Origin of the sequence: Herbaspirillum sp. SJZ107, from assembly GCF_006715485.1 — a bacterium.
Taxonomy (GTDB): Bacteria; Pseudomonadota; Gammaproteobacteria; order Burkholderiales; family Burkholderiaceae_D; genus Telluria.
Genome location: NZ_VFNH01000002.1, coordinates 1,238,944 through 1,264,650 on the forward strand (window position 1 = coordinate 1,238,944; position 25,707 = coordinate 1,264,650).

The 25,707-nt window shown below is 66.2% G+C and carries 25 protein-coding genes; 16 read left to right on the forward strand and 9 right to left on the reverse strand.

Annotated elements, in window-relative coordinates; all coding sequences use genetic code 11:
* Positions 1–122: 122 nt before the first annotated feature.
* From FBX97_RS15210 to FBX97_RS15225, 4 genes are read right to left on the reverse strand one after another with little or no spacing between them, the layout of a single operon-like run.
* Positions 123–371 (reverse strand): hypothetical protein, encoded by a 249-nt coding sequence (locus tag FBX97_RS15210; protein WP_141832987.1) that lies wholly within the window; start codon positions 369–371, stop codon positions 123–125.
* Between the two features lie 23 nt (positions 372–394).
* A complete protein-coding gene (locus FBX97_RS15215; RefSeq protein ID WP_141832989.1) occupies positions 395–1,507 on the reverse strand; it encodes an acyltransferase in 1,113 nt (370 codons plus the stop codon).
* Positions 1,504–2,283: a class D beta-lactamase gene (gene blaOXA / locus FBX97_RS15220; RefSeq protein WP_370457248.1), complete on the reverse strand. Its 780-nt coding sequence runs from the start codon at positions 2,281–2,283 to the stop codon at positions 1,504–1,506. The genes FBX97_RS15215 and blaOXA overlap by 4 nt, the downstream gene beginning before the upstream one ends.
* Positions 2,256–2,948 (reverse strand): transglycosylase domain-containing protein, encoded by a 693-nt coding sequence (locus FBX97_RS15225; protein WP_141832993.1) that lies wholly within the window; start codon positions 2,946–2,948, stop codon positions 2,256–2,258. The genes blaOXA and FBX97_RS15225 overlap by 28 nt, the downstream gene beginning before the upstream one ends.
* A 137-nt stretch (positions 2,949–3,085) precedes the next feature.
* On the opposite strand from FBX97_RS15225, the gene FBX97_RS15230 reads away from it, so the two are divergent.
* Both FBX97_RS15230 and FBX97_RS15235 read left to right on the forward strand, forming a co-directional pair.
* On the forward strand, positions 3,086–3,493 hold the full coding sequence (locus tag FBX97_RS15230) for a hypothetical protein (RefSeq protein ID WP_141832995.1): 408 nt from the start codon (positions 3,086–3,088) through the stop codon (positions 3,491–3,493).
* Entirely contained in the window at positions 3,493–4,263 is a 771-nt protein-coding gene (locus FBX97_RS15235) for a LytTR family DNA-binding domain-containing protein (RefSeq protein WP_141832997.1), read from the forward strand. The genes FBX97_RS15230 and FBX97_RS15235 overlap by 1 nt, the downstream gene beginning before the upstream one ends.
* A gap of 24 nt (positions 4,264–4,287) precedes the next feature.
* On the opposite strand, the gene FBX97_RS15240 is transcribed toward FBX97_RS15235, so the two are convergent.
* Entirely contained in the window at positions 4,288–5,262 is a 975-nt protein-coding gene (locus FBX97_RS15240; protein ID WP_141832999.1) for an SDR family oxidoreductase, read from the reverse strand.
* A 182-nt stretch (positions 5,263–5,444) separates the two neighbouring features.
* Entirely contained in the window at positions 5,445–5,570 is a 126-nt protein-coding gene (locus FBX97_RS30185) for a hypothetical protein (protein ID WP_255517476.1), read from the reverse strand.
* A gap of 215 nt (positions 5,571–5,785) precedes the next feature.
* Between FBX97_RS30185 and FBX97_RS15245 the strand changes: the two genes are divergently transcribed.
* From FBX97_RS15245 to FBX97_RS15270, 6 genes are all read left to right on the forward strand, one after another.
* On the forward strand, positions 5,786–7,501 hold the full coding sequence (locus FBX97_RS15245) for an ATP-dependent DNA helicase RecQ (protein ID WP_141833001.1): 1,716 nt from the start codon (positions 5,786–5,788) through the stop codon (positions 7,499–7,501).
* A gap of 41 nt (positions 7,502–7,542) precedes the next feature.
* A complete protein-coding gene (locus FBX97_RS15250) occupies positions 7,543–8,673 on the forward strand; it encodes a ligase-associated DNA damage response exonuclease (RefSeq protein WP_141833003.1) in 1,131 nt (376 codons plus the stop codon).
* Positions 8,666–10,327: an ATP-dependent DNA ligase gene (locus FBX97_RS15255; RefSeq protein WP_141833005.1), complete on the forward strand. Its 1,662-nt coding sequence runs from the start codon at positions 8,666–8,668 to the stop codon at positions 10,325–10,327. Before FBX97_RS15250 ends, FBX97_RS15255 begins: the two co-directional genes overlap by 8 nt.
* Positions 10,324–12,819, forward strand: coding sequence for a ligase-associated DNA damage response DEXH box helicase (locus FBX97_RS15260; RefSeq protein ID WP_141833007.1), 2,496 nt, complete (start codon positions 10,324–10,326; stop codon positions 12,817–12,819). Before FBX97_RS15255 ends, FBX97_RS15260 begins: the two co-directional genes overlap by 4 nt.
* Complete coding sequence (gene pdeM / locus FBX97_RS15265) at positions 12,816–13,493, forward strand: ligase-associated DNA damage response endonuclease PdeM (protein ID WP_141833009.1); 678 nt, start codon at positions 12,816–12,818, stop codon at positions 13,491–13,493. Before FBX97_RS15260 ends, pdeM begins: the two co-directional genes overlap by 4 nt.
* A 72-nt stretch (positions 13,494–13,565) precedes the next feature.
* On the forward strand, positions 13,566–14,717 hold the full coding sequence (locus tag FBX97_RS15270) for a glycine zipper 2TM domain-containing protein (RefSeq protein WP_141833011.1): 1,152 nt from the start codon (positions 13,566–13,568) through the stop codon (positions 14,715–14,717).
* A gap of 388 nt (positions 14,718–15,105) precedes the next feature.
* Here FBX97_RS15270 and FBX97_RS15275 read toward each other — a convergent pair whose 3' ends face one another.
* The 3 genes from FBX97_RS15275 to FBX97_RS15285 form a co-directional block, all read right to left on the reverse strand.
* Positions 15,106–15,897, reverse strand: a complete 792-nt coding sequence (locus FBX97_RS15275; protein WP_036169061.1) for a Crp/Fnr family transcriptional regulator — start codon at positions 15,895–15,897, stop codon at positions 15,106–15,108.
* Between the two features lie 468 nt (positions 15,898–16,365).
* Positions 16,366–17,010, reverse strand: a complete 645-nt coding sequence (locus tag FBX97_RS15280; protein ID WP_036232923.1) for a response regulator transcription factor — start codon at positions 17,008–17,010, stop codon at positions 16,366–16,368.
* Positions 17,011–17,142: 132 nt separating this feature from the next.
* Positions 17,143–17,607 (reverse strand): universal stress protein, encoded by a 465-nt coding sequence (locus FBX97_RS15285; protein WP_141833013.1) that lies wholly within the window; start codon positions 17,605–17,607, stop codon positions 17,143–17,145.
* Positions 17,608–17,971: 364 nt separating this feature from the next.
* On the opposite strand from FBX97_RS15285, the gene FBX97_RS15290 reads away from it, so the two are divergent.
* The 8 genes from FBX97_RS15290 (at position 17,972) to FBX97_RS15325 (ending at position 25,704) form a co-directional block, all read left to right on the forward strand.
* On the forward strand, positions 17,972–18,856 hold the full coding sequence (locus FBX97_RS15290) for a protein phosphatase CheZ (RefSeq protein ID WP_141833015.1): 885 nt from the start codon (positions 17,972–17,974) through the stop codon (positions 18,854–18,856).
* Complete coding sequence (locus FBX97_RS15295) at positions 18,856–20,763, forward strand: chemotaxis protein CheA (RefSeq protein ID WP_141833017.1); 1,908 nt, start codon at positions 18,856–18,858, stop codon at positions 20,761–20,763. The genes FBX97_RS15290 and FBX97_RS15295 overlap by 1 nt, the downstream gene beginning before the upstream one ends.
* A gap of 242 nt (positions 20,764–21,005) precedes the next feature.
* The gene (gene leuC, locus FBX97_RS15300) at positions 21,006–22,412 is read left to right on the forward strand and encodes a 3-isopropylmalate dehydratase large subunit (RefSeq protein WP_141833019.1); all 1,407 of its coding nucleotides are present in this window, start codon (positions 21,006–21,008) and stop codon (positions 22,410–22,412) included.
* 30 nt (positions 22,413–22,442) lie between these two features.
* On the forward strand, positions 22,443–22,565 hold the full coding sequence (locus tag FBX97_RS15305; protein WP_141833021.1) for an entericidin A/B family lipoprotein: 123 nt from the start codon (positions 22,443–22,445) through the stop codon (positions 22,563–22,565).
* A gap of 4 nt (positions 22,566–22,569) precedes the next feature.
* Complete coding sequence (gene leuD / locus FBX97_RS15310) at positions 22,570–23,217, forward strand: 3-isopropylmalate dehydratase small subunit (RefSeq protein WP_141833023.1); 648 nt, start codon at positions 22,570–22,572, stop codon at positions 23,215–23,217.
* Between the two features lie 15 nt (positions 23,218–23,232).
* On the forward strand, positions 23,233–24,303 hold the full coding sequence (gene leuB, locus FBX97_RS15315; protein ID WP_141833025.1) for a 3-isopropylmalate dehydrogenase: 1,071 nt from the start codon (positions 23,233–23,235) through the stop codon (positions 24,301–24,303).
* A gap of 53 nt (positions 24,304–24,356) precedes the next feature.
* On the forward strand, positions 24,357–25,484 hold the full coding sequence (gene asd, locus FBX97_RS15320) for an aspartate-semialdehyde dehydrogenase (protein WP_141833027.1): 1,128 nt from the start codon (positions 24,357–24,359) through the stop codon (positions 25,482–25,484).
* 7 nt (positions 25,485–25,491) lie between these two features.
* Positions 25,492–25,704 carry a hypothetical protein gene (locus FBX97_RS15325; protein ID WP_141833029.1) on the forward strand — a complete coding sequence of 71 codons (213 nt, stop codon included), beginning with the start codon at positions 25,492–25,494 and terminating at the stop codon, positions 25,702–25,704.
* The last annotated feature ends 3 nt before the right edge of the window (positions 25,705–25,707 follow it).

Consider the following 25,707-nt stretch of genomic DNA (forward strand, 5'->3'; position numbering starts at 1 on the left):
CGTGCGCCGCGATAAGGGCGCGTTCTCGCACATGTTAGCGAGAAATGTCTGCCGGAAATACGTGCTTTGTCACACCACGAAAGGTCAGTCGATGCCGAGGCCGGGCGCGCTGCGCGTCTCGATCACTGGCCCAGGCAAATGATCTTGCTCTTGTACTCGTGCGCATTGCCCTTTTTCTTCGCCGCCCAGGCCATGGCTTCCTCGGCCTCGGCAATCGTCATCACGGTCGCCTTTTCCCTGTTCCTGATAAAAGAGACCCCTTCGAACTTGCCTTCCTTGCTGCGCATGACGCGGGCGAACACGGGTGCCGTGTTGTCCGTGTCGGTGAGTTTGTTTTGCTGGACGAGGTAACGCTGATCCTTGGTTTCCATGCTGAGAGTCGCTTTGTAAAAATTCAAAGCGGTATTTTACGGCCTGAGCGCCTCCGGTGAGCCCAGGCCTGCGGCAAGGCTTCGAGCAGCAGCGCCAGTCCGAAGCAGACCAACAATACCGGCAGGTACACCGTAAAGGTCCAGGCCTGAACCTCGCCCAACAAACCGCGGTACAGTGCCACTGCCGCCAGAACGACCAGCATGTGCGACAGGTAGAGTTCATAGCTGAGCTGCCCCATGCGCGCCAGCCAGCCCAGGCCACGTGCAGGCCGAGGCGGCCAGGCATGGAGGGCGAGCAGCATCAGGCTCGCGCCCAGGCACAGCGCATACAGATTCGACTCGTACAGGACCTTGTGTACCAGGTCGCCCCAGCCCAGCACCAGCAGGATGCAAAAGGCGCCGAAGATCCCCAGCGCCCGGGCGCCGCGCCGGCTTGGACGCCAACGCTGGGCAAGCAGCGCCGCCAGCACGCCCCAGGCGATCGCCGCCATGCCGGGCAGGTAGGCTTTTTCCCACCAGACCTCGTCACCCGCAGGGACCAGCGCACGCAAGGGGCCGATCAGCAGGGCCCAGGCCAGCAGCAATCCCACTAGCAGCCGGCGCGGCAGCCACAGGCACAGCAGCGGGAAGCCGAGATAGAACACTTCTTCGATCGACAGTGACCACAGCACGTCCCAGCCGGCCGGCGCCCAGCCGGTGCGGCCTTCGTACCAGTTGAAGGTGAAGCTCAGGGCGGCGCCGAGCAGGCCGCCGAGGGTTTGCCGGTCGGTCTCCGGTGCAAAGCCCTCGATGCCCAGGGAGGCCAGCACGCTCAGCAGCGCCAGCGTGACCAGCAGGAGCGGCAGGATGCGCCCCGCCCGCGCCCGGTAGAAGCGCCCGAGCTGCATATTGTGCAGATCGCCGTCGCGCTCGATGATGCGGGTGGCGATCAGGAAGCCCGAGATCACGAAGAACACGAACACGGCTTCGTAACCGTTGAAGCTGATGGCGTTCAGCAGCCGCTTGGGCAGCCAGTCGCCGAGCAGGCTGGGTTTCAGGGGCAGGCGGAAGGGCAGGGCCAGGTGGTGGACGATCACCAGCAGGATCGCCAGGCCGCGCAGGCAGTCGATGCCGAAGTTGCGCTGCTGGAGTGTCATGGCAGCAGGCCCGGGAACTCGGCCAGGAAAGCCTGGCGTGCCCAGACCCCGGTCGACATGGCCTCCGGCTTGGTGTCGTCGCTGCGGACCAGGCGCGCAAAGGTGACGGTGCGCCCGTCTTTCGTCGCCCAGCCGACGTACCAGCCCAGGCCGCTCGAGGCGCCGGTCTTGCCGTGCAGGTCCCAGCCGCTCACCGTGCCGTAATGGGTGAGGGCGGCGGTCATGTCGTAGGCGTGGCCGCTGACGCCGAGCCGGCGGTTCACCAGTTTGGCGAGAAAACCGAGCTGCTCCAGCGGCGAGATCTGCAGCGAGGATCCGATCCAGGACAGCGTCAGCCCGTCATGATCGGCGTCGCCCGTCACGTCCTGGTTCCCGTAGCCGAATTGCCGGACGTAGGCGCCGAAGCGCGCCGGTCCCAGCGCCAGCGTCGTCTGCTGCGAATACCAGACCACCGAGTCGCGCATCCATTTTGCCGGATCGGCCGGTGCGCGCCAGGCCGGCTGCCAGTCGACGTAGCCGGGGCGGTAGGGCAGCAGCGGCGTGTGCGCATCCTTCAGGACGCCGGCGTCGTAGCCCATCAGGCTGATGGCGATCTTGAAGGTCGACGCCGGCGTGACGCGGGTGCGGCAATCGCCGCGTTCCAGCAGGGGCTTGCCGCCGGCGGCGTCGGCGAGTGCCGTGCAGACCTCGGCCGCATGAACAGGAGACAGGAGGGCGCACAGCGCACCCGCGGCGAGACAGCATCGTTTCATGGTGTTCCTTGTGAGGATGGACATGCTTCATACGGCGTATCAGACCAGCCCGCCGGCCTGCACCTGCCGGCCAGCAGCGCTTCGATGCGGACCACGCGCTCGGCCAGCGCCGCCGGCCGGCGTTGCGGGTGGTACGCGTTCGGGGCCTTGATCATGGCCACCAGGCGCACGAATTCGTGCTCGTCGAGCGCGGCCAGCGGCTTGCCCGCATACAGCAGCGCCGCCAGCGCCAGGCCGCGCACCTGCACGCCGGCCTGTGTGCCCATGTAGACGTGGCCGATGTAATAGTCGAGCTGCCTGTCCTTGGACATGCGCGCATCGAGCACCAGCGCCATCGCATCGCGCCCGAGGTCGATCGCCTTGCAGCAGCGCTGGACGCCCGCATACAAGCGCTGCAGGAGGCCGGCGCCGGCCTGCCCGTCGCGCAGGTAGAAGTCGCGCGCCACCGCCGCCGTCAGCGTGGCGACGCCCTGGCCGGCGGCGAAGCTGATGCCGTGGTGCGTATGGAAATCCGGGTCTTCGACGGCAAGCAGGATCGCGCTCTGGCGTGGCGACAACGTGCCGGGGCGGGGCGGCGGCAGGGCCGCTGCCAGGCTGTCGTAGCTGCAGGCGGCCCAGGCGGCGGCGAGGCCGAGGTAGGCGGCGACCAGAAGCAGGAACAACAGCGCGATGCGGACGAAGCGTTTCATCGGGTCCGGGCAGGAGTCGAAAACATGGATTCTGGTCCGGCCCGCACGCCGCGGGTAACCGGCGTGTGACGAAACGCCGCCCCGGTGTGACCGCCGGTGCCGGAGGAGCAAATGGCCCGCTGGTATACTTTCCGTCGATGAGTACGCTGAATCCCGCCGCCCGCTATCCGCAACCGCCGCGCACCTGGTCCCACACGTGGGAGCGCGTGCCGCCGGCACTGCGGATGCTGGCGCTGAACCTGCTGGCGTGGATCGCGGTCTGCGCCGTCGGCACCCAGGGACAATGGCGGCTGCTGCCGAAATGGTGCATCGAATACCTGCCGATGATGCTGCTGAGCGCCGCACTCGGGCTGGCGCTGCTGCGCCATCCGGGGTTGTTCGAGCGGCGCCGCCAGGTGCTGGCGGTGTTCGTGGCGGTGGTACTGCTGTTCCAGCCGCTGCAATGGCTGTACGTGGCCTGGGTGCGCGGCGACGATTTCGGCCACGGCATCGCCGGTGTCGCCGAGGTGGCCAGGGTGCGCCTGCCGCTGGCGGAGGCCGACTGATGGCGGTGACTTACCTGATCGTCGACGACGAAGCGCCGGGCCGCATCAACCTGCGGCTGGCGATGGATGCCCATCCCGGCTGGACCCTGGCGGCCGAATGCGCCAGTGCCGCCGCCGCGCGCGCCGCGCTGGCCGCGCGGCCGGCGGACGCCCAGGTGCAGGTGATCTTCCTCGACATCCGCATGCCGGGCGAGGATGGGCTGGCGCTGGCCCGCGAGCTGGCGCGCCGGCCCGAGCCGCCGCTGGTGATCTTCGTGACCGCCTTCAGCGCCCACGCCGTCGATGCCTTCGACGTGCATGCGCTCGATTACCTGCTCAAGCCGGTGAGCGATGCCCGCCTGGCGCAGGCGGTCGAGCGCGCCGAGGCCTTGCTGCGCCATGGCCAGCGCGCCGCCTACGGCAATGCCTTGCGCAGCTATACCGAGCGTAGTAGCGACAGTGCGGCCTGGCTCGACCGCATCAGCGTGCGCTCGGTCGGCCGCGTCGAGCAGGTGCGGGTCGACGACATCCTGTGGGTCGAGGCGGCCGGCAACTACGTCAACCTGTGCCTGGCGGCGCGCCAGGTGCTGCACCGGATGCCGCTGAGCCGCCTGGAGACGCTGCTCGACCCGGGCGTGTTCGTGCGCGTGCACCGCGGCACCATCGTGCGGCGCGACCAGATCGGGACGCTGGCGACGGTCGGCGACGGCAGCTACCGGCTGACCCTGCGCTGCGCCGCGCAGGTGGCGGTCAGCGAGCGCTACGTGGGGGCGCTCAGGGCGCTGATCTAGCCGATAAACGTTGCCGATGCGCGCTCAGCGCGAGCGCCGGCGCCAGACCTGCACGCCGATGGCGGCGGCGGCCACCACGGCACCGGCCAGCAGGGCCGTGTTTTTCTTCTGGCCGGCCCCGTCGGGCGCGCGCTGGCCGCTGTGCACGCCGCTGGCCGTGGCGGGCGGCTCATACAGGCTGCCCTGGGTGTCGCCGGTACGGTCGGCGCGCTTCGACCAGGTGTCCATGAAGCGCTTCATGGCGACCGCGGTGAGCGGGGTGGCCAGTTCGGCCAGCTTGAGCGCGAACGCGGGGGCGCCGATCACGGTCGTGGCACGCGGCTGGCGCGCCAGCTTGACCACGGCATCCGCCACCTTTTCCGGCGCCAGCACGCCGGGCGGGTAGGACAGCTTGGCGCCCGTGTAATTGCCGGCGTGGGCGAAGCCGGGGGTGTCGACGAAGGTCGGGTAGACGTCGCAGACGTGGATGCGCTTATGGTCGTGCAGTTCGGCGCGCAGGGCGGCGCTGAAGCCGCGCAGGCCGAACTTGCTGGCGGCGTAGGCGGCCGAATACGGCGTCGTGACGTAGCCGCCCACCGAAATCATGTTCACCCAGATGCCGTGACCCTGTTCCAGGAAGATCGGCAGCAGGGCATGCGCATCGTTCATGTGGCTGACGAGATTGGTCTCGATCACGCGCTGGTGGTCTTCGATCGGCACCTCGGCAAACTGGCCGACCACGCCGATGCCGACGTCACTGAACCACAGGTCGATGTCGCCCAGCGTGCTGCGCGCCTCGCGCGCGAAGCGTCCGACGGCATCGGCATCGGTGGCGTCGACCACCTTCACCTCGGCCTTGCCGCTGGCCGCGCGGCAGCGCTGGGCGATGTCTTCGAGTCCTTCCTTGCCGCGTGCGCCAAGCACCAGGCTGGCGCCTTCCCTGGCGAACGCGATGGCGGTGGCGGCGCCGATGCCGCTCGATGCGCCGGTAATGACCACGCGCAGATTCGTTCGTTTCATATGACTCACCCGTTCAAGATATGGAAATGGCCACCATGATGCCCGCTTGCGCGCCAATCGGTCGCATGCTTCGGAACGAGGGGGGAGGAGGAGCGTTACGCCTCGGGAGGACGTGGGAAGGCGCGCCGGCCGCTCAGGGCAGCGTCGCCCGGCATGCCTGGCGCATGCGGGACCGGCATCGATCAATGGAACAGCAGCGGCGCAGCGCTGTTGAAGGCTTCGGTCGCGACCAGCAGCCAGGTGGCGAGGCCGGTGATGCTGATGTGGAGCGCGGTCCAGGCGGCGGTGGTCGGGTGCATGCGAATCATGGTGAACCTCCAGGCAGGCGATGATGTTGTGGCAGTGATGTCATCTTAGTTTAGGTTCTATGCGGAAACTATCGGCGGGCAATCCGTCGCATTGTAGGAAATCGCGCTGTTCCGCTGTCTGATCGGTCGCAGATCGCTAACGGGGCGCTCCTACGGTTACTGTAGGTTGCGTCCTATAGCGTCGCGTTCGTACCCAATTTACAGTTGGGTTCATCATGACCCGACACGAACCCAAACTCCTGCACAAAGGCTTGCTTGCGGTACGCCGCAACACCATCCGTCGCCTGCTGAATACCGTCTTCGGTATCGCCCAGTTGCGCGACGGCCAGCAACGTGTGATCGACAGCGTCCTCGATGGCAAGGACACGCTGGCGATCATGCCCACCGGCAGCGGTAAATCGCTGTGCTACCAGATTCCCGCCCGCATCCTCGAGGGCATGACCATCGTCGTTTCCCCATTGATCTCGCTGATGAAGGACCAGCTCGAGAAGCTGGAAGAGATGGGCATACGCGCCGTGCAAGTCAACAGCAGCCTGAATGCCGAGGAAGAGCGCAATGCGCTCGCGGCCATCGAGCAGCAGCAGTGCGAGATCGTGTTCTGCACGCCCGAGCGCCTGGTGTCGTCGGAGTTCGTCGCCCTGTTGCGGGAGGTGAAGGTGGCGCTGGTCGTGGTCGACGAAGCCCACTGCATCTCGCAATGGGGCCACGATTTCCGTCCGGCCTACCTCGAGATGGCCGGTACGCTCGACGCCCTGAACAAGCCGCCGGTGCTGGCGCTGACCGCCACCGCCACCGACGAGGTCATGGACGACATCGGCCGCCAGTTGGGCCGGCCGCGCATGAACGTCATCAATACCGGCATCTATCGCCCGAACCTGCACTACCGCGTGCAGCAGGTGACGAATGCCGAGGAAAAGATGCAGCAGGCGCTGCGCCTGGTCCGCGAGACCGAGGGCAAGGGCATCGTCTACGCCGCCACGGTCAAGATGGCGGAAGAGCTCTACCACCTGCTGCAGGAAGCCGGGGAGTCGGTCACGATCTACCACGGCAAGCTGCACGCCGCCGAGCGCAAGGCGAACCAGGACCTGTTCATGGACGACGAGCGGCGCATCATGGTCGCGACCAACGCCTTCGGCATGGGCATCGACAAGCCGGACACGCGCTTCGTCATCCACCTGCAGATTCCGGCCAACCTGGAAGCCTACTACCAGGAGTCGGGCCGCGCCGGCCGCGACGGCAAGGATGCCGAATGCACGCTGCTGTTCCTGCAGGACGACAAGCGCGTCCAGCAGTTCTTCCTGGTCAAGCACTACCCGACCGCGGACGAGATCCGCGCCATCTACGAAGCCGTGCGCAAGCTGGCCGAGGACGAGACGGCCACGCCGCAGCGCGTCGACGAGGTGGCCGGCGACCTGGCCGGGCCGCACCTCAAGGTCTGCCTGAAGCTGCTGAAGGACACCAGGCTGCTGCGCCAGAACCGCAAGCTGGCCTGGACCTTGGGCGCGACCGAGCCGAAAGCCAGCCTGTTCGAAGCCATGGCCGCGGTCTACCGCCAGAAGCAGGAACACGACAAGGAAGCGCTGGAGCAAATGGTGTCGTATGCGGTCAGCGGTTTCTGCCGCTGGAAGCTGCTGTTCGATTATTTCGGCGACGAGGTCGAGGGCTTCGAAAAATGCTGCCGCTGCGACAACTGCCTGAACCCGCCGGCGGCCGTGCTGACGGAAGAGATCGAAATCCGCGACGACGAGTTCGACCACGAGCCGGTGGCCGAGCCCGATCCGGCGTCGGTCTTCGAGGCCGGTACGCGCGTCAAGGTGCCGAAGTATGGCGAGGGCGTGGTGCTGTCGGTGGCAGGCGACCAGGTGTCGATCGAGTTTCCGGATGGGGAGCACCGGTCGTTCTTGAAGGATTACGTGGAACACGTCGAGTAATCGCACTGAGGTGGTTGTAAGGCTGCACAAGAAAGGAAAACATGGGAGACATGGTCGTAGTACGCAAGGAGGGACTCTACTGCGTCCCGGGTGATTTCTATATCGATCCATGGCGGCCGGTCGACCGGGCCGTCATCACCCATGCGCACGGCGACCATGCGCGCTGGGGCCACAGCCACTACCTGGCTTCCAGCAAGAGCGTGAACATCCTGAAATCGCGCCTCGGCGCCGACATCAACATCGAGGGCCTGGACTACGGCGAGCGCGTGGTCCGCAACGGCGTGAAGATCTCGCTGCACCCGGCCGGCCACGTGCTGGGCTCCGCCCAGATCCGCATGGAGCACGAAGGCGAAATCTGGGTGGCGTCGGGCGACTACAAGGTCGAGCCGGACGCCACCTGCGACCCCTTCGAGCCGGTACGCTGCCACAGCTTCATCACTGAATCGACCTTCGGCCTGCCGATCTACCGCTGGGATCCGCAGCAGGACGTGTTCGACGACATCAACCGCTGGTGGCGCGCGAATGCCGACGAGGGCCGCACCAGCATCCTGTACGCCTATGCCTTCGGCAAGGCCCAGCGGCTGCTGTCCGGCCTCGATCCGTCGATCGGCCCGATCGTCTGCCACGGTGCGGTCGAGCCGCTCAACCGCGTCTACCGCGAAGGCGGCGTCGACCTGCCGGCCACCCAGCTGGTGAGCGAGACCGACAAAGCGGATCTAAAACGGGCGCTGGTGCTGGCGCCGCCCTCGGCCTCGGGCTCGACCTGGACCCGCCGCTTCGGCGACTACAGCGATGCCTTTGCCAGCGGCTGGATGCTGCTGCGCGGGGCACGGCGCCGGCGCGGCGTCGACCGTGGCTTCGTGCTGTCCGACCACGCCGACTGGCCGGGCCTGATGGAGGCGATCCGCGCCACCGAAGCGCAGCAGGTGATCGTCACCCACGGCTCGATCCCGGTGATGGTGCGCTGGCTGTGCCAGATCGGGCTCGATGCCAAGGCCTTCGATACCGAATACGGCGAAGAAGACGACGAGTCGGCCGACGCCACCGCTTCGCCTGACAAGGCACCCGAGGCCGGTGCCACGGTGCCGGCCGCCAGCGACGAGGAAGAAGACGAGGATAGGCGCGAAGAGCGCAAGCCGGCGCCTGCCGGCGAGGAGGCGAGCGATGCGTGAATTTGCGCGCCTGTACGCCGAACTCGACGAGACCACCGCCACCAACCGCAAGCTCGACGCGCTGCGCAACTACTTCGAGCATGCGGCCCCCGAGAACGCCGCCTGGGCGGTCTACTTCCTGGCCGGCGGCAAGCCGCGCCAGGCGGTGCCGTCCAAGCTGATGCGCCAGTACGCGATCGAATACGCCGGCCTGGACGACTGGCTGTTCGACGAGTGCTACGCCGCGGTCGGCGACATGGCCGAGACCATCGCCCACATCCTGCCGCCGCCGACGAAACACAGCGACGTCGGCCTGGCGGTGTGGATGGAAGAGCGCATCGGGCCGCTGCGCGGCGCCGACCCGGCCACCATCCGCGAGGCGCTGTTTTCCTACTGGGACGAGCTGACCTGGCGCGAGCGCTTCCTGTTCGTGAAACTGATCGGCGGCGGCTTCCGGGTTGGCGTGTCGAAACTGCTCGTCACGCGCGCGCTGGCGGCGATCGCCGCGGTGGATTCCAAGCTGATCGCCCAGCGCCTGATGGGCTGGACCGACGGCCGCGTGCGCCCGACCGGCGCCGGCTTCCTGCAATTGATCGCGGCCCAGTCCGACGACGAGCACAAGCTGCGCGGCGGCCAGCCCTATCCCTTCTTCCTGGCGCACCAGCTGCAGGGCGAGCCGGCGGGCCTCGGCGACATGGCCGACTGGCAGGTCGAGTGGAAGTACGACGGCATCCGCGCCCAGCTGGTGCGGCGCGGCGGCCAGAATTACCTGTGGTCGCGCGGCGAAGACCTGATCACCGAGCGCTTCCCGGAGCTGGCCGCGCTGGTGCTGCCGGAAGGGACGGTGGTCGATGGCGAGGTGCTTGTGTGGCTGGATTCCGATGCGCCGGCGCCGTTTGCCGACCTGCAGAAGCGCATCGGCCGCAAGACCCTGTCGGCCAAGTTCTTGAGCGAGTACCCGGCGGTGCTGCTGGCCTACGACCTATTGGAACTGGACGGCGTCGACCTGCGCACGCTGCCCCAGCACGAGCGGCGCGCACTGCTCGAGACGCTGGTCACCGGCGTCGCCAGGCCGCAGCTGCGCATCTCGCCGCTGGTCACGGCCGATACCTGGGAAGATCTGGGAAAACTGCGTGGGGAGTCGAGATCGCGCGGTGTCGAGGGCATGATGCTGAAGGCGCGCGATGCCCATTACGGCGTCGGCCGCACCAAGGACGTCGGCACCTGGTGGAAGTGGAAGATCGATCCGTACGCGATCGACGCGGTGCTGATCTATGCCCAGGCCGGCAGCGGGCGGCGCGCGTCGCTGTACACCGACTACACCTTCGCGGTCTGGGACGGCGAGGGGGCGGAGCGCAAGCTGGTGCCCTTCGCCAAGGCCTATTCCGGCCTGACCGACGCCGAGATCCGCCAGGTCGACAATGCGGTGCGCAAGACCACGGTCGAGAAGTTCGGGCCGGTGCGCTCCGTGAAACCGACCATGGTGTTCGAGATCGGCTTCGAGGGCATCGCGCTGTCGACCCGGCACAAGGCCGGCATCGCGGTGCGCTTCCCGCGCATCCTGCGGCGGCGCGACGACAAGACGGTGGAGCAGGCCGATACGCTGGATACGCTGAAGGGACTGCTGGAAGCGGTGCCGGCCGAGGTCGATATCGAGCCCGAGGTAGCGTCATGACGCGTTCGCAGGCCGAGCAGGCGGTCGACAGCTGGTTCGCCGGGCGCGGCTGGAAGGTCTTTCCCTTCCAGCGCGCGGTATGGAAGGCGGCCTTGGCCGGGCAGTCCGGGCTGCTGCACGCGAACACCGGCGCCGGCAAGACCTACGCCGTGTGGTTCGCGGCGCTGCTGCGCGGCGCGAATCGCTCGCGCCGCAGCCGCAGCGGCGTACGGGTGCTGTGGCTGACGCCGATGCGCGCGCTGGCGGCCGACACCCAGCGTTCGCTGGAAGTATCGGCGGCCGATCTGGCTGCCGCCAGCCCGGACGTGGTCGGCGCATGGTCGATCGGCGCGCGCACCGGCGACACCGGCTCGGCCGAGCGCGCGCGCCAGTCGAAAAGCCTGCCGGGCGCGCTGATCACGACGCCGGAGAGCCTGTCGCTGCTGCTGTCGCATGCAGGCGCGCGCGACCAGTTCAAGCACCTCGACATGGTCATCATCGACGAGTGGCACGAACTGATGGGCAGCAAGCGCGGCGTGCAGGTGCAGCTGGCGCTGGCACGCTTGCGGCGCTGGAATCCGGAACTGGTCGTGTGGGGCCTGTCGGCGACCATGGGCAACCTGCAGGATGCGCGCAACGTGCTGCTCGGGACGGATGCCGACGAGAGCAAGGGTGTGCTGGTCGAGGGCGACCTGAAAAAGCAGATCGTGGTCGACTGCCTGATTCCGCCGACCGTCTCGCGCTTTCCCTGGGGCGGCCACCTCGGCCTGCAGATGCTGCAGCCGGTCATCGACGAGATCGACAAGAGCGGCTCGACGCTGGTGTTCACCAACACGCGCGCGCAGTCCGAGATCTGGTACCAGAACCTGATCGAGGCGCGCCCCGACTGGGCCGGCGTGGTGGCGCTGCACCACGGCTCGCTCGACCGCGAGGTGCGCGAATGGGTCGAGAAGGGCTTGAAGAACGGCGAACTGAAGGCCGTGATCTGCACCGCCAGCCTCGACCTGGGCGTGGACTTCCTGCCGGTCGAGCGCGTGCTGCAGGTCGGCAGCGCCAAGAACATCGCGCGCCTGCTGCAGCGCGCCGGCCGCAGCGGCCACGCGCCGGGACGGATCTCGCGCGTGACGCTGGTGCCGACCAACAGCCTGGAATTGCTGGAAGCGGCCGGCGCCAAGCGCGCGGTGGCCAGCCGCCGCATCGAGGCGCGCCAGGTGCCGAATAAACCCTTCGACGTGCTGGTGCAGCACCTGGTGACGATCGCGCTGGGCGGCGGCTTCCGCTCGGAAGAGCTGTACGAGGAAGTGAAAACCGCGTGGTCCTACCGCAACCTGACCCCGGAAGAGTGGCAGTGGGCACTGGATTTCGTCGCGCGCGGCGGCCAGAGCCTGACCGTGTATCCGGAATACCGGCGCGTGCTGCCGGACGAGGAGGGCGTCTACCGCGTGCCCGACGCCACCATCGGCCGGCGCCACCGGATGAGCATCGGCACCATCGTCTCGGATGCCCAGATGCAGGTGCAGTACGTCAGCGGCGGGCGCATCGGCAGCGTCGAGGAATCCTTCGTCGGCCGTCTCAAGCCGGGCGACCATTTCCTGTTCAGCGGCCGCATCCTCGAACTGGTGCGCGTCCATGAAATGACGGCTTACGTCAAGCGCAGCACCAGTACCCGCGGCGCGATCAGCCGCTGGGGCGGAACCAAGGTGCCGCTCAGCGCCGAGATGGCGCGTGCCGGGCTGGAAGAGCTGGAGCGGGCGGCGCAGGGCGTCTTCGAGGGCCCGGAAATGCAGGCGGTGCGCCCGCTGCTGGAAGTGCAGGCCAACTGGTCGTCGCTGCCCACCGGCGCGGTGCTGGTGGTCGAGAGCATGAAGAGCCGCGAGGGCTGGCACCTGTTCGTGTATCCGTTCGGCGGCCGCTCGGTGCACACCGGGCTGGCTTCGCTGCTGGCCTTCCGCGTGGGCAGCATCATGCCGTCGACCTTTTCGGTGGCGGTGAACGACTACGGCTTCGAACTGCTGTCGCCGGAGCCGGTCGACTGGGCGACCCTGTTCAAGGGCGCGACCGGGCTTGAGGTCGGCCTGTTCGATACCGGGCGCCTGCTCGAGGACGTGCTCGACAGCCTGAACGCGACCCAGCTGGCGCAGCGGCGCTTCCGCGAGGTGGCGCGGATTTCCGGGCTGGTGTCGCAGGGCTTCCCGGGGCAGCGCAAGTCGATGCGCCAGGTGCAGGCCTCGTCGGCGCTGTTCTACGAAGTCTTCCGCAAGCACGACAGCGGCAACCTGCTGCTCACGCAGGCCGAGCGCGAAGTGCTCGAGCAGGAACTGGAACTGACCCGGCTGCGCGACACGCTCAACGCGCTGCACGGGCGCCGCATCGCCTACCACGAGGTCAAGCGCGCCACGCCGTTCGGCTTCCCGCTGATGGTCGAGCGTTTCCGCGAAAAGGTGTCGACCGAGAAGCTGTCGGACCGGGTGGCGCGCATGGTGCGCGAACTGGAAAAGGCGGCCGCGGCATGAACCAAGGTGACAATGGCGGTCCGCGTGATGCAGCGGCGCTGGCACTGGCCGGCGAACGGGTACTGCTGTTGCCGCAGAAAGCCGTGTACTGGCCGCGCCTCGAGATGCTGGTCATCGCCGACATCCACTTCGGCAAGGCCGCCGCTTTCCGCTCGTTCGGCATTCCGGTACCGCACGGCACCACCAACGAAAACCTGGATGGGCTCGACACCCTGATCGACGCCACCGGCGCCACGCACGTCCTGTTTCTGGGCGACTTCCTGCACGCGCGCGCTTCGCATGCCGCCGCCACCCAGGCGGCGATGCTGGCCTGGCGCCGCCGCCGCTGCGACCTGGTGCTGACGCTGGTGCGCGGCAACCACGACAAGCATGCCGGCGATCCGGCCGAGGCGCTCGGCATCGACCTGGTCGACGAGCCTTATACGGTCGGGCCGTTTTCCTTCTGCCACCATCCGGACATCGACGCGCCGGGTTACGTGCTGGCCGGCCACGTCCATCCGGCCTATGTGCTGGCGACCCGTTCGGACGCCTTGCGGCTGCCGTGTTTCGTGGTGGGACCGGCGCGCATGATCCTGCCTTCTTTCGGTTCATTTACCGGGGGCTACACGGTGAAGCCGGCGCCGGGCGAGCGCATTTTCGTGACGTCTGGCGAGGCCGTGCATAGCGTACGTTAGCGCACCGAGGTTTACGGATGGGCAGCGTACGCTAGGTACATCGAAATTTCACGCGCGAGCCCGGAGGACATCATGGCGAATACATCCAAAAAACTGGCTGCGGCCGTGGTCACGGCACTGCCGCTGCTGTCGATCACCGTTGCGGGGACGGTCCAGGCCCAGGACCGCCACCCGCGCGCTGCCGCCATCGCGCCGCGCATCGAAGGTTTCAACGTCGACGAAGTGCGCCGCCTGGAACCGGGCACCGAACTGAATTTCGACCTGTACGGCTCTCCGGGCGGCAATGCCACGGTGCGCATCGACGGCGCCACGCGCAACCTGCACCTGACCGAGACCCGTCCCGGTACCTACCAGGGCACCTACACCATCGGCACCCACGACCGCCTGCGTCCGGATAGCCAGGTGACGGCCAACCTGCGCGCCGGCGGCCAGGTCATCACGCGCCTGCTGGGCGAACCGCTGGTGCGCGGGCCGGTTGGCCGCGACGATGGCGGGCGCCTGGCCGCAGTCCCGCACGTCGAGAGCTTCGATGTGCGCGGAAGCAACGATCTCGGTCCGGGCAACGACCTGCAATTCACCGTGTTCGGTACGCCGGGCGCCAAGGTCGACGTGCAGATCGCCGGCACCTCGGGCGTGTTCGCGCTGCCGGAAGTACGGCCGGGCCAGTACAGCGGCGTGTACCGCATCCGCCGCAACGACAACATCGCGCCGGATGCGCCGGTCACCGCCACCATCCGCGCCAATGGCCGCTACACCACCGCGATGCTCGGCCATCCGCTGCTGGCCGGCGGTCCGCCGCCGCGCGCGGCCGGTCCCGACCTGCGTCCGGGCCCGCCGCCGGCCCCGCGTGATGCGCGACCGGCGCCGCGTGACGACCGCGTCGCACGCTACTGCACCAATTGCGCGACGATCGAAGCGATCAACGTGGTGCAGGCAAACGGCCAGGCCTCGGCGCTCGGTACCCTGGGCGGCGCCGCGGTCGGTGGCCTGCTGGGCAACCAGGTCGGCAGCGGTAGCGGCCGTACGGCGGCGACTGCTGCCGGCGCCGTGGCAGGCGCGCTGGCCGGGCGCAGCATCGAACGCAATGCCCGCAGCGGCGACCGTTTCGAGGTCGTGGTGCGCTACGACAATGGCGCAACTCAGAACATTTCCTACGACAATGACCCGGGTTTCCGCGTAGGCGACCAGGTGAAGGTCAACGGCAACGTGCTGGTACGTGACTGACAGGCAAGGCGACTCGGACTCCGGCGGCCGGGGCTGCCGGAATCCTGGTGAGCACGGTTAGGAATTACAGAAGAAAACGCTTCAGTGTAGGCGTAGCGGCTCAGGGTTGAATGGCTGGGCCAGCTGTCGGAAAATTAGATGCAGTGCGGGTAATTTAAGTAGAGCCAGCGCTGAAGAAAGCCGGCGCGGCCATTGCCCGCGCAAAGGCGACGCCCAGAGGCACCATGAACAAAAGCCGGCCCTTGCAGGAGCCGGCTTTTTTATTGATCAGTCTGCCTCGGCGGCGCAAACGGTCCCGAGCAGGTTCCGGCGTAGTCGAACCTTTGGCAAGCGCGGCTGGCTGCAGTGGCCGCTGTGGCCATTGCAGCCAGCCGCGCCGGTTCAGGCTTCAGGCCGTGGCCAGCACCTGGCCGTCGCCGGAATCGGCATCGGCCTTGTGCTTGGCGTTCTGCTTGGCGCGCGAACGGGAAGGCGGCAGGCGGCGCAGCGTCTTGAGCGCTTCCGGATCCTTGATCCCGATGGTGCGCTGGTCGACGGTGATCAGGCCGATCTCGTTGAAGGCGGACAGCGTGCGGCTGACCGTTTCCAGCGTCAGGCCGAGATAGCTGCCGATTTCGTGCCGCGTCATGCGCAGGTTGAACAGCTTGCTCGAGTAGCCCATCGCCGCGAAGCGGTCGGCCAGCGAGATCAGGAAGCGGGCCACCCGCGCCTCGGCCGACAGGGCGCCGAGCATGCCGATCATTGCCTGTTCACGCACCAGCTCGCGGCTCATCACCCCGTACATCAGGTTCTCGAGCTCGGCGTGCACGCGGCCCAGGGCCGTGAGCTTCTTGAACGGCACCAGGATCAGGTCGCAGTCGGACAGCGCGACGGCTTCCGAAGCGTAGTGGCGGGTGTGGATGCCGTCGACGCCGAGCATATCGCCCTTCATCGGGAAGCTGAGCACCTGCTCGTTGCCGAATTCGTCGATCAGCACCGTTTTCAGGAAGCCGGAATTGACGATGTAGAGGGTGTCGAAGGCCTGGCCGATCGTGTGCACGCGCTGGCCCGTCTTGAACTGCACGTGCTGGAACAGGAGTTCTTCGGTGTTCATCGACACCGCGGCCGGGATGTGCAGCAGATCGCACACTTCCTTCAGGTTGGACCACAGGCGCCCCTGGCGCTGGCGACCGGCTTCCATCTGGGACGAGTGCAGGGTCGATTGGGCGGCGTTGCGTTGTTCTGACATTGGCTGGGACTGCATACTCATCTCCAGGTAAAGGAAATCAAGGTTTCAGGCGGTTCCCGGCCGGGTCAGCTGACGGGTGCGATGTGCACCACGTCGACTGGTCAAAGCGTCAAACACAACGCCCTAGACCTGGATATGGACCGCAAGCAAGTCGAAACGCTGAAATCAGTATGCCAACACGAGTTCGGCATTCATATCAGTAACGGCTGAATGTGTAGGTAGGACGGAGCGTCAGCTTGTAGGAGTTTTCTGACTTCTAGAGGATGGCGCAGAGGGGGATCGGGTGCCGGATGCTGTAGGAGAGGCATCCGGACTGGCATGTGCTTACCGGGGCGATTGGCCGGCAAGCCGCACTAATGTTGCGTGAAAAGGTCAAAAATCATTACATGCTGGAATAAACCGAGGCTTTTCAGCGTCAGGTTAGGCCTTCATCGGTGCCAGCAGACGGTGTGCCACCGCGTACTGGACCATTTCCGACAGCGAGGTCATGCCCATTTTCTGCATGATGCGGGTCTTGTGGGTGCTCACCGTCTTGACCGACAGGTGCAGGTTGTTGGCGATCTCGGTGATCGACTTGCCGCCCACCAGCAGCGAGAACACTTCGAATTCGCGGTCCGACAGCTGCTTGTGCAGCAGCTGTTCGTTGGGGGCCATGATGTTCAGCGCCAGCTGCTCGGCCACCTCGGTACTGATGTAGGGGCGGCCGGAGGCGACCTTGCGGATGGCGCCGACCAGCTGGGTGCCGGCGCTTTCCTTGGTCAGGTAGCCCTGGGCGCCGGCGCGGATGGCGCGCACCGCGTATTGCTCTTCCTCGTGCATGGTGAGGATCAGGATCGCCAGCTTGGGCGCTTCGCTGCGCACCTGGCGGATCAGGTCGACGCCGCTGCGGCCGGGCATCGACAGGTCGAGCAGCAGCAGGTCGAAGCCGCCCTGGCGGACCAGCGACAGCACCTCGAAGCCATTGATGGCTTCGCCGACGATTTCGATGTCGAGTGCGCCGTCGAGGATGCGCTTGAGGCCTTCGCGCATGATGGTGTGGTCGTCGGCGATGACAATGCGGATCATAGAAGTCCCCAACCATGCGTATGAGTCAATGGTGCATCCTAGCACCTTCAAGACAGACTCATGTAAATTTTTTAACGAAAAGTCGCTCCCCGGCGGAAATCGCTTGCGCCGGGCCTCAGCCACCGGCTGCGTTCAGGTACCGGGCTCGCGGATCAGGCGGTGCACCAGTACCGGCCGGGTCGTTTGCGAGAGTACCTTGTTGGTTACACTACCGAGCAGCAGCTGGCCCCAGCCGCTGCGCCCGTGCGAGCCCATGAAGATCAGGTCACACTGTTGTTCCTCAGCAACGTCAACGATTTTCAGCGCCGCGGCGTCGGAAAATGCCGTCAAACAAGAATGCTTCAAACCGGCTTGTGCTGCCGAGCGCATGATGGAGCCCATGTACTGCTCGCCCATCCGCCGCATCTGGTCGATGTAGTCTTCTTCGCTGGGGTAGGAGGGCGGGATGATTTCGACGTACACGGGATACTGGTAGTCGGGGGCGACGAACAGGGCGAGCACTTCGGCGCCCATCTGTTTCGCGAACTGGACGCCGGCGCAGGCGGTGTGTTGCGAAACCGCCGAACCGTCAGTCGTGATCAGAATTTTCCGGTACATGCTGAGTCCTCCTCTCAGGTCACGTTACCTCTATTGTAGTGCGCCTTTTCGCGGCCGGCGGATCGTAAATGATTGATCTTACTCAGAGATGTGCTCGCTAATCCGCGCGAAAACAGCAGCTGTCACAACGCCCCGCGATAAAAAAATACAACACTTGCTTTGTGAAAATAACTAGAAACGACGTGAAAGATTGTACCGAAACTAAGTTTACTGAGGCATTCACAACGGTGCCGTACCGAAAGATTTACCTACGGCAACCACACTGATACACTCGCCGTAATCTTGAGCTGTCTATTTACAGGCAGCATCCGCACCGACACCGCACAGATCATCGCGACATTTACATTATGGAGAAGCAGGGACTATGACCGACGCCGCTGACGATTTCGACGCCTTATTCGAGGAAGTGGCAGCGCAGCGAGCCAGCGCGCCGGCCGCCGATCCGACACCGGCTCCCGCCGCCCCGGCCGCTGCCGCTGCCGACGATACCGACGACCTGGAGGCCCTGTTCGACCAGATGTCGACCGCCTCCGCCACGGCAACCGCCGTCGCGCCCGCGCCGGTGGTGGCCGCCGTGGCGCCCGCCGCTGCAGTTGCCGTTGCCGCCGCCGGCACCGAGCCGATGGACGAAGCCGAAAAGAACATGTACGAGCGCCTCGGCGGCATCGTGCGTGTGATGCACGACTCGCTGCGCGAGCTCGGCTACGACAAGGCGCTGACCGAGGCCTCGTCGCAGATCGTCGACGCCCAGGACCGCCTGGAATACGTGGCCAGCCTGACCGAGCAGGCTGCCAACAAGGTGCTGAACACCCTGGACGAAGGCATGCCGGCACAGGACGTGCTGTCGAAGCAGGCCAAGGACATGGAAAACCGCTGGGCCGACCTGTTCGCCGGCAAGCTCTCGATCGAGCAGTTCAAGGCGCTGGCCGGCGATGCGCGCCAGTTCGCCCAGATGGTGTCCGAAGCAACCGAGGCGGAAAAGGCGCGCCTGCTCGAAATCATGATGGCCCAGGATTTCCAGGACATCACGGGCCAGCTGATCAAGAAAGTGGTGAACATCACCAAGACGGTCGAGAACGAGCTGGCGCAGCTGCTGCGCGACAGCGCGCCGGCCGACGTGAAGGAAAAGCTGGCGCAGAAGCAGGCCGTTCATGAGCAGCCGGTGCAGTTGATGTCGGGTCCGTCGGTGCCGGCTGCGGCGCTGGATCAGGACAGTGTCGATGACCTTCTTGCCGATCTGGGATTCTAATGGATGAAATGCTCAAGGATTTCGTTGTCGAGGCGTTGGATCTTGCGACCAACGTGGAAGAGCATCTGCTGCGCCTCGAACGCGATCCGGACAACAAGGAAACGCTGAACGCCGTGTTCCGCTCGTTCCACACCATCAAGGGTGGCGCGGGCTTCATGGGCTTGCCGGCGCTGGTGGCGGCCTGCCACCTGACCGAGAACCTGTTCGACGCGCTGCGCACCGGCGCCGCGCCGGTCACGCCGGCGGCGATCGAAGCCTCGCTGACGGCATCCGGCTTCGTCGCCGACCAGCTGAACGAGCTGAATAACGGCACCGCGCCCGAGCAACTGGCGTCGATGCCGGACGAGCTGGAACGCATGCTGAAAGATGCGATCGCCGGCCTGGATGCGCCGAAGGCCGCACCGGCACCGGCAGCGGCAGCGGCGCCGGTCGCGGCGCCGGCACCCGTTGCCGCCGCGCCGGTCGCCGCACCCGCGAGCGCCGATGGCCTGGACTGGGAGGCGATGTATGCCGCCGTGGTCCCGGCCGGCACCGCGCTGCCGGCAGCGGCCGCGGCTGTAGCTGCGCCGGCAGTGCAGGCCGCCGCGCCCGCCGCGCCCGCCGCTCCGGCAGCGGCTGCGACGACCGGCGCAGTGGCCGAACCTGCGGCCGCACCGGCCAAGCCGGGCTGGGACGGCAACGAGCGCCGCGCCGCCGAGCCGAAACCGGCCAACGCCGCGCCGGCCAAGGACGAGAGCATCCGTATCGACGCGGTCAAGCTGGACGCGCTGCTGGAAGTCGCCGGCGAATCGGTGCAGGCCGCCAACCAGGCTGCCGTGCTGCTCGAGCGCCTGTCGCAGTTCAAGTTCGAGGGCCAGGCCGCCACGCTGATGGCGACGCTGACCGAGACCCTGGAGCGCGCGTCGCGCTACTCGGCCGAGCTGCAGCGCGCCACGCTGGCGACCCGCATGCAGCCGGTGGGCCGCCTGTTCCAGAAGTTCCCGCGCCTGGTGCGCGAGCTGGCGAAAGACCTCGGCAAGGACGTCGAGCTGACCATCGAAGGCGCCGAGACCGAAGTCGACCGCGTGGTGGTGGACAGCCTGTACGACCCCCTGGTGCACATGCTGCGCAATGCGCTCGACCACGGCGTCGAAGGTCCGGAAGACCGCGTCGCCAACGGCAAGCCGGCCAAGGCCTTCATCCTGCTGAAAGCCTGGCAGGAAGCCAACAGCGTCATGATCGTGCTGCAGGACGACGGCCGCGGCATGAATCCGGCCAGCCTGCGCAAGAAAGCGGTGGAAAAAGGCCTGATCGGCGAGCACCAGGCGGCTTCCGACGACGAAGCCTACCAGCTGGTGTTCCTGCCGGGCTTCTCGACCAAGGAAGTGGCGTCCTCGGTGTCCGGCCGCGGCGTCGGCATGGACGTGGTCAAGACCGCGGTCGAGAAGAACCGCGGCGCGATCCGCATCGACTCGAACCTGGGCAAGGGCACCAAGTTCTCGATCCGCCTGCCGATCGAACTGTCGATCGTGCCGACCATGCTGGTGTCGACCTCGAACGCCCAGCTGGCGCTGCCGATGGCGGTGGTCGAGCGCGTGGTCGAGCTGCCGGAAGAGTTCATGCAGGTCGGCGGCGCCCCGGTACTCAAGGACCAGGGCCGTCCGCTGCCGGTGCGCTCGCTGGCCGCCTCGCTCGGCTACGAGCCGTGCACCGAGCGGGTCGGCATCGTGATCAACGCCCCCCAGCCCTACATCCTGGCGATGGAAGCGGTGGACGGCACCGCCGACCTGGTGATCAAGCCGATGACGGCGCTGACCGTCGAAGGCATCACCGGTACCGCGCGCTCGGCGGAAGGTTCGCTGGTGCTGGTGGTCGGCCTGTCCTTCCTGATGGACGGCTGCCGCTCCGCAGTGCGCCTGGCCGCATAAAGGCACCGCGATGGCGCAAAAACGTTCCTGAAACTTTTGCGCAACAAAGCTACGAAAAGCCTGTGCAGGAAATGCACAGGCTTTTTTTATTTGTGTTTCGTTTCTTGAGTGCAAATATTGTTTGGTTACGAAGCTCAGCATTGAAATAATCGTGCAAGGCGCCCGGGTTTTCGCAGTGCACAAATATGGCATAATCAAAGACCATGCCCGCATGAAGCGGTCATTTGAAATGGGATGCAAGGATGATTACCTTAAAGACGCTCTACGACAAACTCTGGGATTCGCATGTCGTGCGTGCCGATGCCGATGGCACCACCGTGCTGTATATCGACCGTCACCTGGTCCATGAAGTCACCAGCCCGCAAGCTTTCGAAGGCCTGCGCGTGGCCAAGCGCCCGCTATGGCGCACCTCGGCCAACCTTGCCGTAGCCGACCACAACGTCCCGACCACCGACCGCCGCGAAGGCATCGCGGACCCGACCTCGCGCCTGCAGGTCGAGACCCTGGACAGCAACACCAAGGCGTTCGGCGTCACCTACTTCAACATGAACGACAAGCGCCAGGGCATCGTGCACGTGATCGGACCGGAGCAGGGCGCCACGCTGCCCGGCATGACCGTGGTCTGCGGCGACTCGCACACCTCGACCCACGGCGCCTTCGGCTGCCTGGCGCACGGCATCGGCACCTCGGAAGTCGAACACGTGATGGCCACGCAGACGCTGCTGGCCAAGAAGTCGAAGTCGATGCTGGTGCAGGTCGACGGCGCGCTGCCGGCCGGCGTCACCGCCAAGGACATCGTGCTGGCCGTGATCGGCAAGATCGGCACCGCCGGCGGTACCGGCTATGCGATCGAATTCGCCGGCTCGACCATCCGCTCGCTGTCGATGGAAGGCCGCATGACCGTCTGCAACATGGCGATCGAAGCGGGCGCGCGCGCCGGCATGGTCGCAGTGGACGACACCACCATCGAGTACGTCAAGGGCCGTCCGTTCGCACCGAGCGGGCCGCAGTGGGAGCAGGCGGTCGCCTACTGGCGCACACTGCACAGCGACCCGGGCGCCAAGTTCGACCTGGTCGTGACCCTGAACGCGGCCGACATCAAGCCGCAGGTCACCTGGGGCACCTCGCCCGAGATGGTGACCACGATCGACGGCCGCGTGCCGGATCCGGACAAGGAACGCGACCCGGTCAAGCGTGACGCCATGGAAAAGGCGCTGGTCTACATGGACCTCGAGCCGAACACCCCGATCGAGGACATCCGCATCGACAAGGTCTTCATCGGCTCCTGCACCAACTCGCGCATCGAAGACCTGCGTGCCGCCGCCGCTGTCGTGCGCGGCCGCCAGCGCGCCTCCAACGTGAAGCTGGCGATGGTGGTGCCGGGCTCCGGCCTGGTCAAGGCGCAGGCCGAGCGCGAAGGCCTGGACCAGATCTTCAAGGCCGCCGGCTTCGAATGGCGCGAGCCGGGCTGCTCGATGTGCCTGGCGATGAACGCCGACCGCCTGGAGCCGGGCGAACGCTGCGCCTCGACCTCGAACCGCAACTTCGAAGGCCGGCAGGGGCAGGGCGGACGCACCCACCTGGTGTCGCCGGCGATGGCCGCGGCGGCGGGCATCGCCGGGCATTTCGTGGACGTGCGCGGCGTCTGAGGCCGGCATCAACATCATCGGGAACAAGCAATGAAAAAAGTATTCGTCCTCGCACTCGTCGCCTTCGCCGTCACCGGCTGCAACACCATCTCGGGCATGGGCCGCGACGTGCAGAAAGTCGGCCAGGTGATTACCGGCGCCGGCGGGAGGTAAGACCATGGAAAAATTCACCATCCACGAAGGCCTGGTGGCGCCGCTCGACCGCGCCAACGTCGACACCGACGCCATCATTCCGAAGCAGTTCCTCAAGTCGATCCGCCGCACCGGCTTCGGCCCCAACCTGTTCGACGAGTGGCGCTACCTGGACCACGGCGAACCGGGCATGGACAACAGCAAGCGTCCGCTGAACCCGGACTTCGTGCTGAACCAGCCGCGCTACCAGGGCGCGTCGATCCTGCTGGCGCGCAAGAACTTCGGCTGCGGCTCCTCGCGCGAGCACGCGCCGTGGGCGCTGCAGCAGTTCGGCTTCCGCGCCATCATCGCGCCGAGCTTCGCCGACATCTTCTTCAACAACTGCTACAAGAGCGGGCTGCTGCCGATCGTGCTGAGCGAAGCCCAGGTCGACCAGCTGTTCAATGAAGTGAAGGCCTTCCCCGGCTTCAAGCTGGTGGTGGACCTGGAGCAGCGCGTGGTGCGCACGCCCAGCGGCGACATCGGGTTCGAATTCCCGATCGACGACTTCCGCAAGTACTGCCTGCTGAACGGCCTGGACGACATCGGCCTGACGCTGCGCCATGCCGACGACATCCGTGCCTACGAAGAGCGCCACCTGCGCGAGCAACCCTGGCTGGCCAACACCATCTGATCAAAGAAGAGCGACATGAAGATTGCAATCCTGCCGGGCGACGGCATCGGCCCCGAAATCACGGCCCAGGCGGTCAAGGTCCTGAACGCGCTCAATGAAAAATTCGAGCTGGAGAGCGCGGACGTCGGCGGCGCCGGCTACGCGGCCCACGGCCATCCGCTGCCACAGCAGACGCTGGCGCTGGCCAAGGCCGCCGACGCGGTGCTGTTCGGCGCCGTCGGCGATTACCAGTACGACAAGCTGGAGCGCGCGCTGCGTCCGGAACAGGCCATCCTCGGCCTGCGCAAGGAACTCGGCCTGTTCGCCAACCTGCGTCCGGCGATCCTGTATCCGGAACTGGCCGGCGCCTCGACCCTGAAGCCGGAAGTGGTGTCCGGCCTGGACATCCTGATCATCCGCGAGCTGACCGGCGACATCTATTTCGGCAAGCCGCGCGGCGTGCGCACCTGCCCGGACGGCCCGTTTCTAGGTGAGCGCGAAGGCTTCGACACGATGCGCTATGCGGAAGGCGAGATCCGCCGCATCGCCCACGTGGCCTTCCAGGCGGCGCGCAAGCGCGGCAACCGCGTCACCAGCGTCGACAAGGCCAACGTGCTGGAAACCTTCCAGTTCTGGCGCGACATCGTCACCGACGTCCACCAGGAGTACCAGGACGTCGAGCTCGAGCACATGTACGTCGACAACGCGGCGATGCAGCTGGTGCGCGCACCGAAGAAATTCGACGTCATCGTGACCGGCAACATGTTCGGCGACATCCTGTCGGATGCGGCCGCGATGCTGACCGGCTCGATCGGCATGCTGCCGTCGGCCTCGCTCGACGCCAACAACAAGGGCCTGTACGAGCCGTCGCACGGTTCGGCGCCTGACATCGCCGGCAAGGGCGTCGCGAATCCGCTGGCAACGATCCTGTCCGCCGCGATGATGCTGCGTTTCTCGCTGGGCAAGACGGAACAGGCCGACCGCATCGAAACCGCGGTCAAGAAGGTGCTGGCGCAGGGCCTGCGCACCGCCGACATCTTCGAGGAAGGCACCACCCGTGTCGGTACCGAACAGATGGGCGACGCCGTCGTCAACGCGCTGGCCTGAAGCGGCGTTACTACGAAACGCTTAGAATAATTTTGTAAACCCGAGGGAAAAAAATGAAACTTGTAGGTCTGGTTGGTTGGCGCGGCATGGTCGGCTCGGTCCTGATGAAGCGCATGCAGGACGAGGGCGATTTCGATCATATCGAGCCGGTATTCTTCACCACGTCGAACCCGGGCGGCGACGCCCCGAAGATGGCGAAGAACGAGACCAAGCTGAAGAGCGCGACCGACATCGCCGAACTGTCCAAGTGCGAGATCATCATCTCGTGCCAGGGCGGCGACTACACGACCGAAGTGTTCCCGCAGCTGCGCGCCGCTGGCTGGAACGGCTACTGGATCGACGCCGCGTCGACCCTGCGCATGAAGGACGACGCCATCATCGTGCTGGATCCGGTCAACCTGGACGTGATCAAGAGCGCGATGTCGCGCGGCGTCAAGAATTTCATCGGCGGTAACTGCACCGTGTCGTGCATGCTGATGGGCCTGGGCGGCCTGTTCAAGAACGACCTGGTCGACTGGATGACCTCGATGACCTACCAGGCGGCATCGGGCGGCGGCGCCCAGCACATGCGCGAACTGCTGACCCAGTTCGGCACCATCAACGGCTCGGTCAAGCACCTGCTGGACGATCCGGCATCGGCGATCCTGGAAATCGACCGCACCGTGCTGGCCACCCAGCATGGTTTGTCGGCGGAGGAAACCAAGCAGTTCGGCGTGCCGCTGGGCGGCAACCTGATCCCCTGGATCGACAAGGACCTGGGCAACGGCCAGTCGAAGGAAGAGTGGAAGGCCGGCGCCGAGACCAACAAGATCCTGGGCCGCGGCGAAGGCTTCGGCTCGACCGCCATCCCGGTGGACGGCCTGTGCGTCCGCATCGGCGCGATGCGCTGCCACTCGCAGGCGCTGACGATCAAGCTCAAGAAGGATGTGCCGCTGGACGAAGTCAACGACATCATCGCCACGGACAACGAGTGGGTGAAATTCGTGCCGAACACGCGCGAAGCCTCGATCGTCGACCTGACCCCGGCGGCCGTCACCGGCACCCTGCGCATCCCGGTCGGCCGCGTGCGCAAGATGTCGATGGGTCCGGAATACCTGTCGGCCTTCACGGTCGGCGACCAGCTGCTGTGGGGCGCCGCCGAGCCGCTGCGCCGCATGCTGCGCATCGTGCTGGACAAGTAATCCGGCGATGTGGGATAAAAAAGGCGGCGCGAGCCGCCTTTTTTATTGGTTGATGCAGGTCCTTTTTATTCCCGCGCGCGCCCTGCGGCAAGCGATTGGTATCATGACGAATCATCATCATGAAGCCCAAAAAACATCACTTATCGATGCCTGGACTGTACCTATCTCATGGACGGGAAGTGTTTCCCCCGTAAAACTTGCATGCCATAATGCATGGTGATAT

Bases quoted from the DNA above. Each gene is read 5' to 3' on its own strand.
- FBX97_RS15210 (WP_141832987.1), bottom strand. From the start codon at position 371: ATGGAAACCAAGGATCAGCGTTACCTCGTCCAGCAAAACAAACTCACC.
- FBX97_RS15215 (WP_141832989.1), bottom strand. From the start codon at position 1,507: ATGACACTCCAGCAGCGCAACTTCGGCATCGACTGCCTGCGCGGCCTG.
- blaOXA (WP_370457248.1), bottom strand. From the start codon at position 2,283: ATGTCCATCCTCACAAGGAACACCATGAAACGATGCTGTCTCGCCGCG.
- FBX97_RS15225 (WP_141832993.1), bottom strand. From the start codon at position 2,948: ATGAAACGCTTCGTCCGCATCGCGCTGTTGTTCCTGCTTCTGGTCGCC.
- FBX97_RS15230 (WP_141832995.1), top strand. From the start codon at position 3,086: ATGAGTACGCTGAATCCCGCCGCCCGCTATCCGCAACCGCCGCGCACC.
- FBX97_RS15235 (WP_141832997.1), top strand. From the start codon at position 3,493: ATGGCGGTGACTTACCTGATCGTCGACGACGAAGCGCCGGGCCGCATC.
- FBX97_RS15240 (WP_141832999.1), bottom strand. From the start codon at position 5,262: ATGAAACGAACGAATCTGCGCGTGGTCATTACCGGCGCATCGAGCGGC.
- FBX97_RS30185 (WP_255517476.1), bottom strand. From the start codon at position 5,570: ATGATTCGCATGCACCCGACCACCGCCGCCTGGACCGCGCTCCACATC.
- FBX97_RS15245 (WP_141833001.1), top strand. From the start codon at position 5,786: ATGACCCGACACGAACCCAAACTCCTGCACAAAGGCTTGCTTGCGGTA.
- FBX97_RS15250 (WP_141833003.1), top strand. From the start codon at position 7,543: ATGGGAGACATGGTCGTAGTACGCAAGGAGGGACTCTACTGCGTCCCG.
- FBX97_RS15255 (WP_141833005.1), top strand. From the start codon at position 8,666: ATGCGTGAATTTGCGCGCCTGTACGCCGAACTCGACGAGACCACCGCC.
- FBX97_RS15260 (WP_141833007.1), top strand. From the start codon at position 10,324: ATGACGCGTTCGCAGGCCGAGCAGGCGGTCGACAGCTGGTTCGCCGGG.
- pdeM (WP_141833009.1), top strand. From the start codon at position 12,816: ATGAACCAAGGTGACAATGGCGGTCCGCGTGATGCAGCGGCGCTGGCA.
- FBX97_RS15270 (WP_141833011.1), top strand. From the start codon at position 13,566: ATGGCGAATACATCCAAAAAACTGGCTGCGGCCGTGGTCACGGCACTG.
- FBX97_RS15275 (WP_036169061.1), bottom strand. From the start codon at position 15,897: ATGGAAGCCGGTCGCCAGCGCCAGGGGCGCCTGTGGTCCAACCTGAAG.
- FBX97_RS15280 (WP_036232923.1), bottom strand. From the start codon at position 17,010: ATGATCCGCATTGTCATCGCCGACGACCACACCATCATGCGCGAAGGC.
- FBX97_RS15285 (WP_141833013.1), bottom strand. From the start codon at position 17,607: ATGTACCGGAAAATTCTGATCACGACTGACGGTTCGGCGGTTTCGCAA.
- FBX97_RS15290 (WP_141833015.1), top strand. From the start codon at position 17,972: ATGACCGACGCCGCTGACGATTTCGACGCCTTATTCGAGGAAGTGGCA.
- FBX97_RS15295 (WP_141833017.1), top strand. From the start codon at position 18,856: ATGGATGAAATGCTCAAGGATTTCGTTGTCGAGGCGTTGGATCTTGCG.
- leuC (WP_141833019.1), top strand. From the start codon at position 21,006: ATGATTACCTTAAAGACGCTCTACGACAAACTCTGGGATTCGCATGTC.
- FBX97_RS15305 (WP_141833021.1), top strand. From the start codon at position 22,443: ATGAAAAAAGTATTCGTCCTCGCACTCGTCGCCTTCGCCGTCACCGGC.
- leuD (WP_141833023.1), top strand. From the start codon at position 22,570: ATGGAAAAATTCACCATCCACGAAGGCCTGGTGGCGCCGCTCGACCGC.
- leuB (WP_141833025.1), top strand. From the start codon at position 23,233: ATGAAGATTGCAATCCTGCCGGGCGACGGCATCGGCCCCGAAATCACG.
- asd (WP_141833027.1), top strand. From the start codon at position 24,357: ATGAAACTTGTAGGTCTGGTTGGTTGGCGCGGCATGGTCGGCTCGGTC.
- FBX97_RS15325 (WP_141833029.1), top strand. From the start codon at position 25,492: ATGTGGGATAAAAAAGGCGGCGCGAGCCGCCTTTTTTATTGGTTGATG.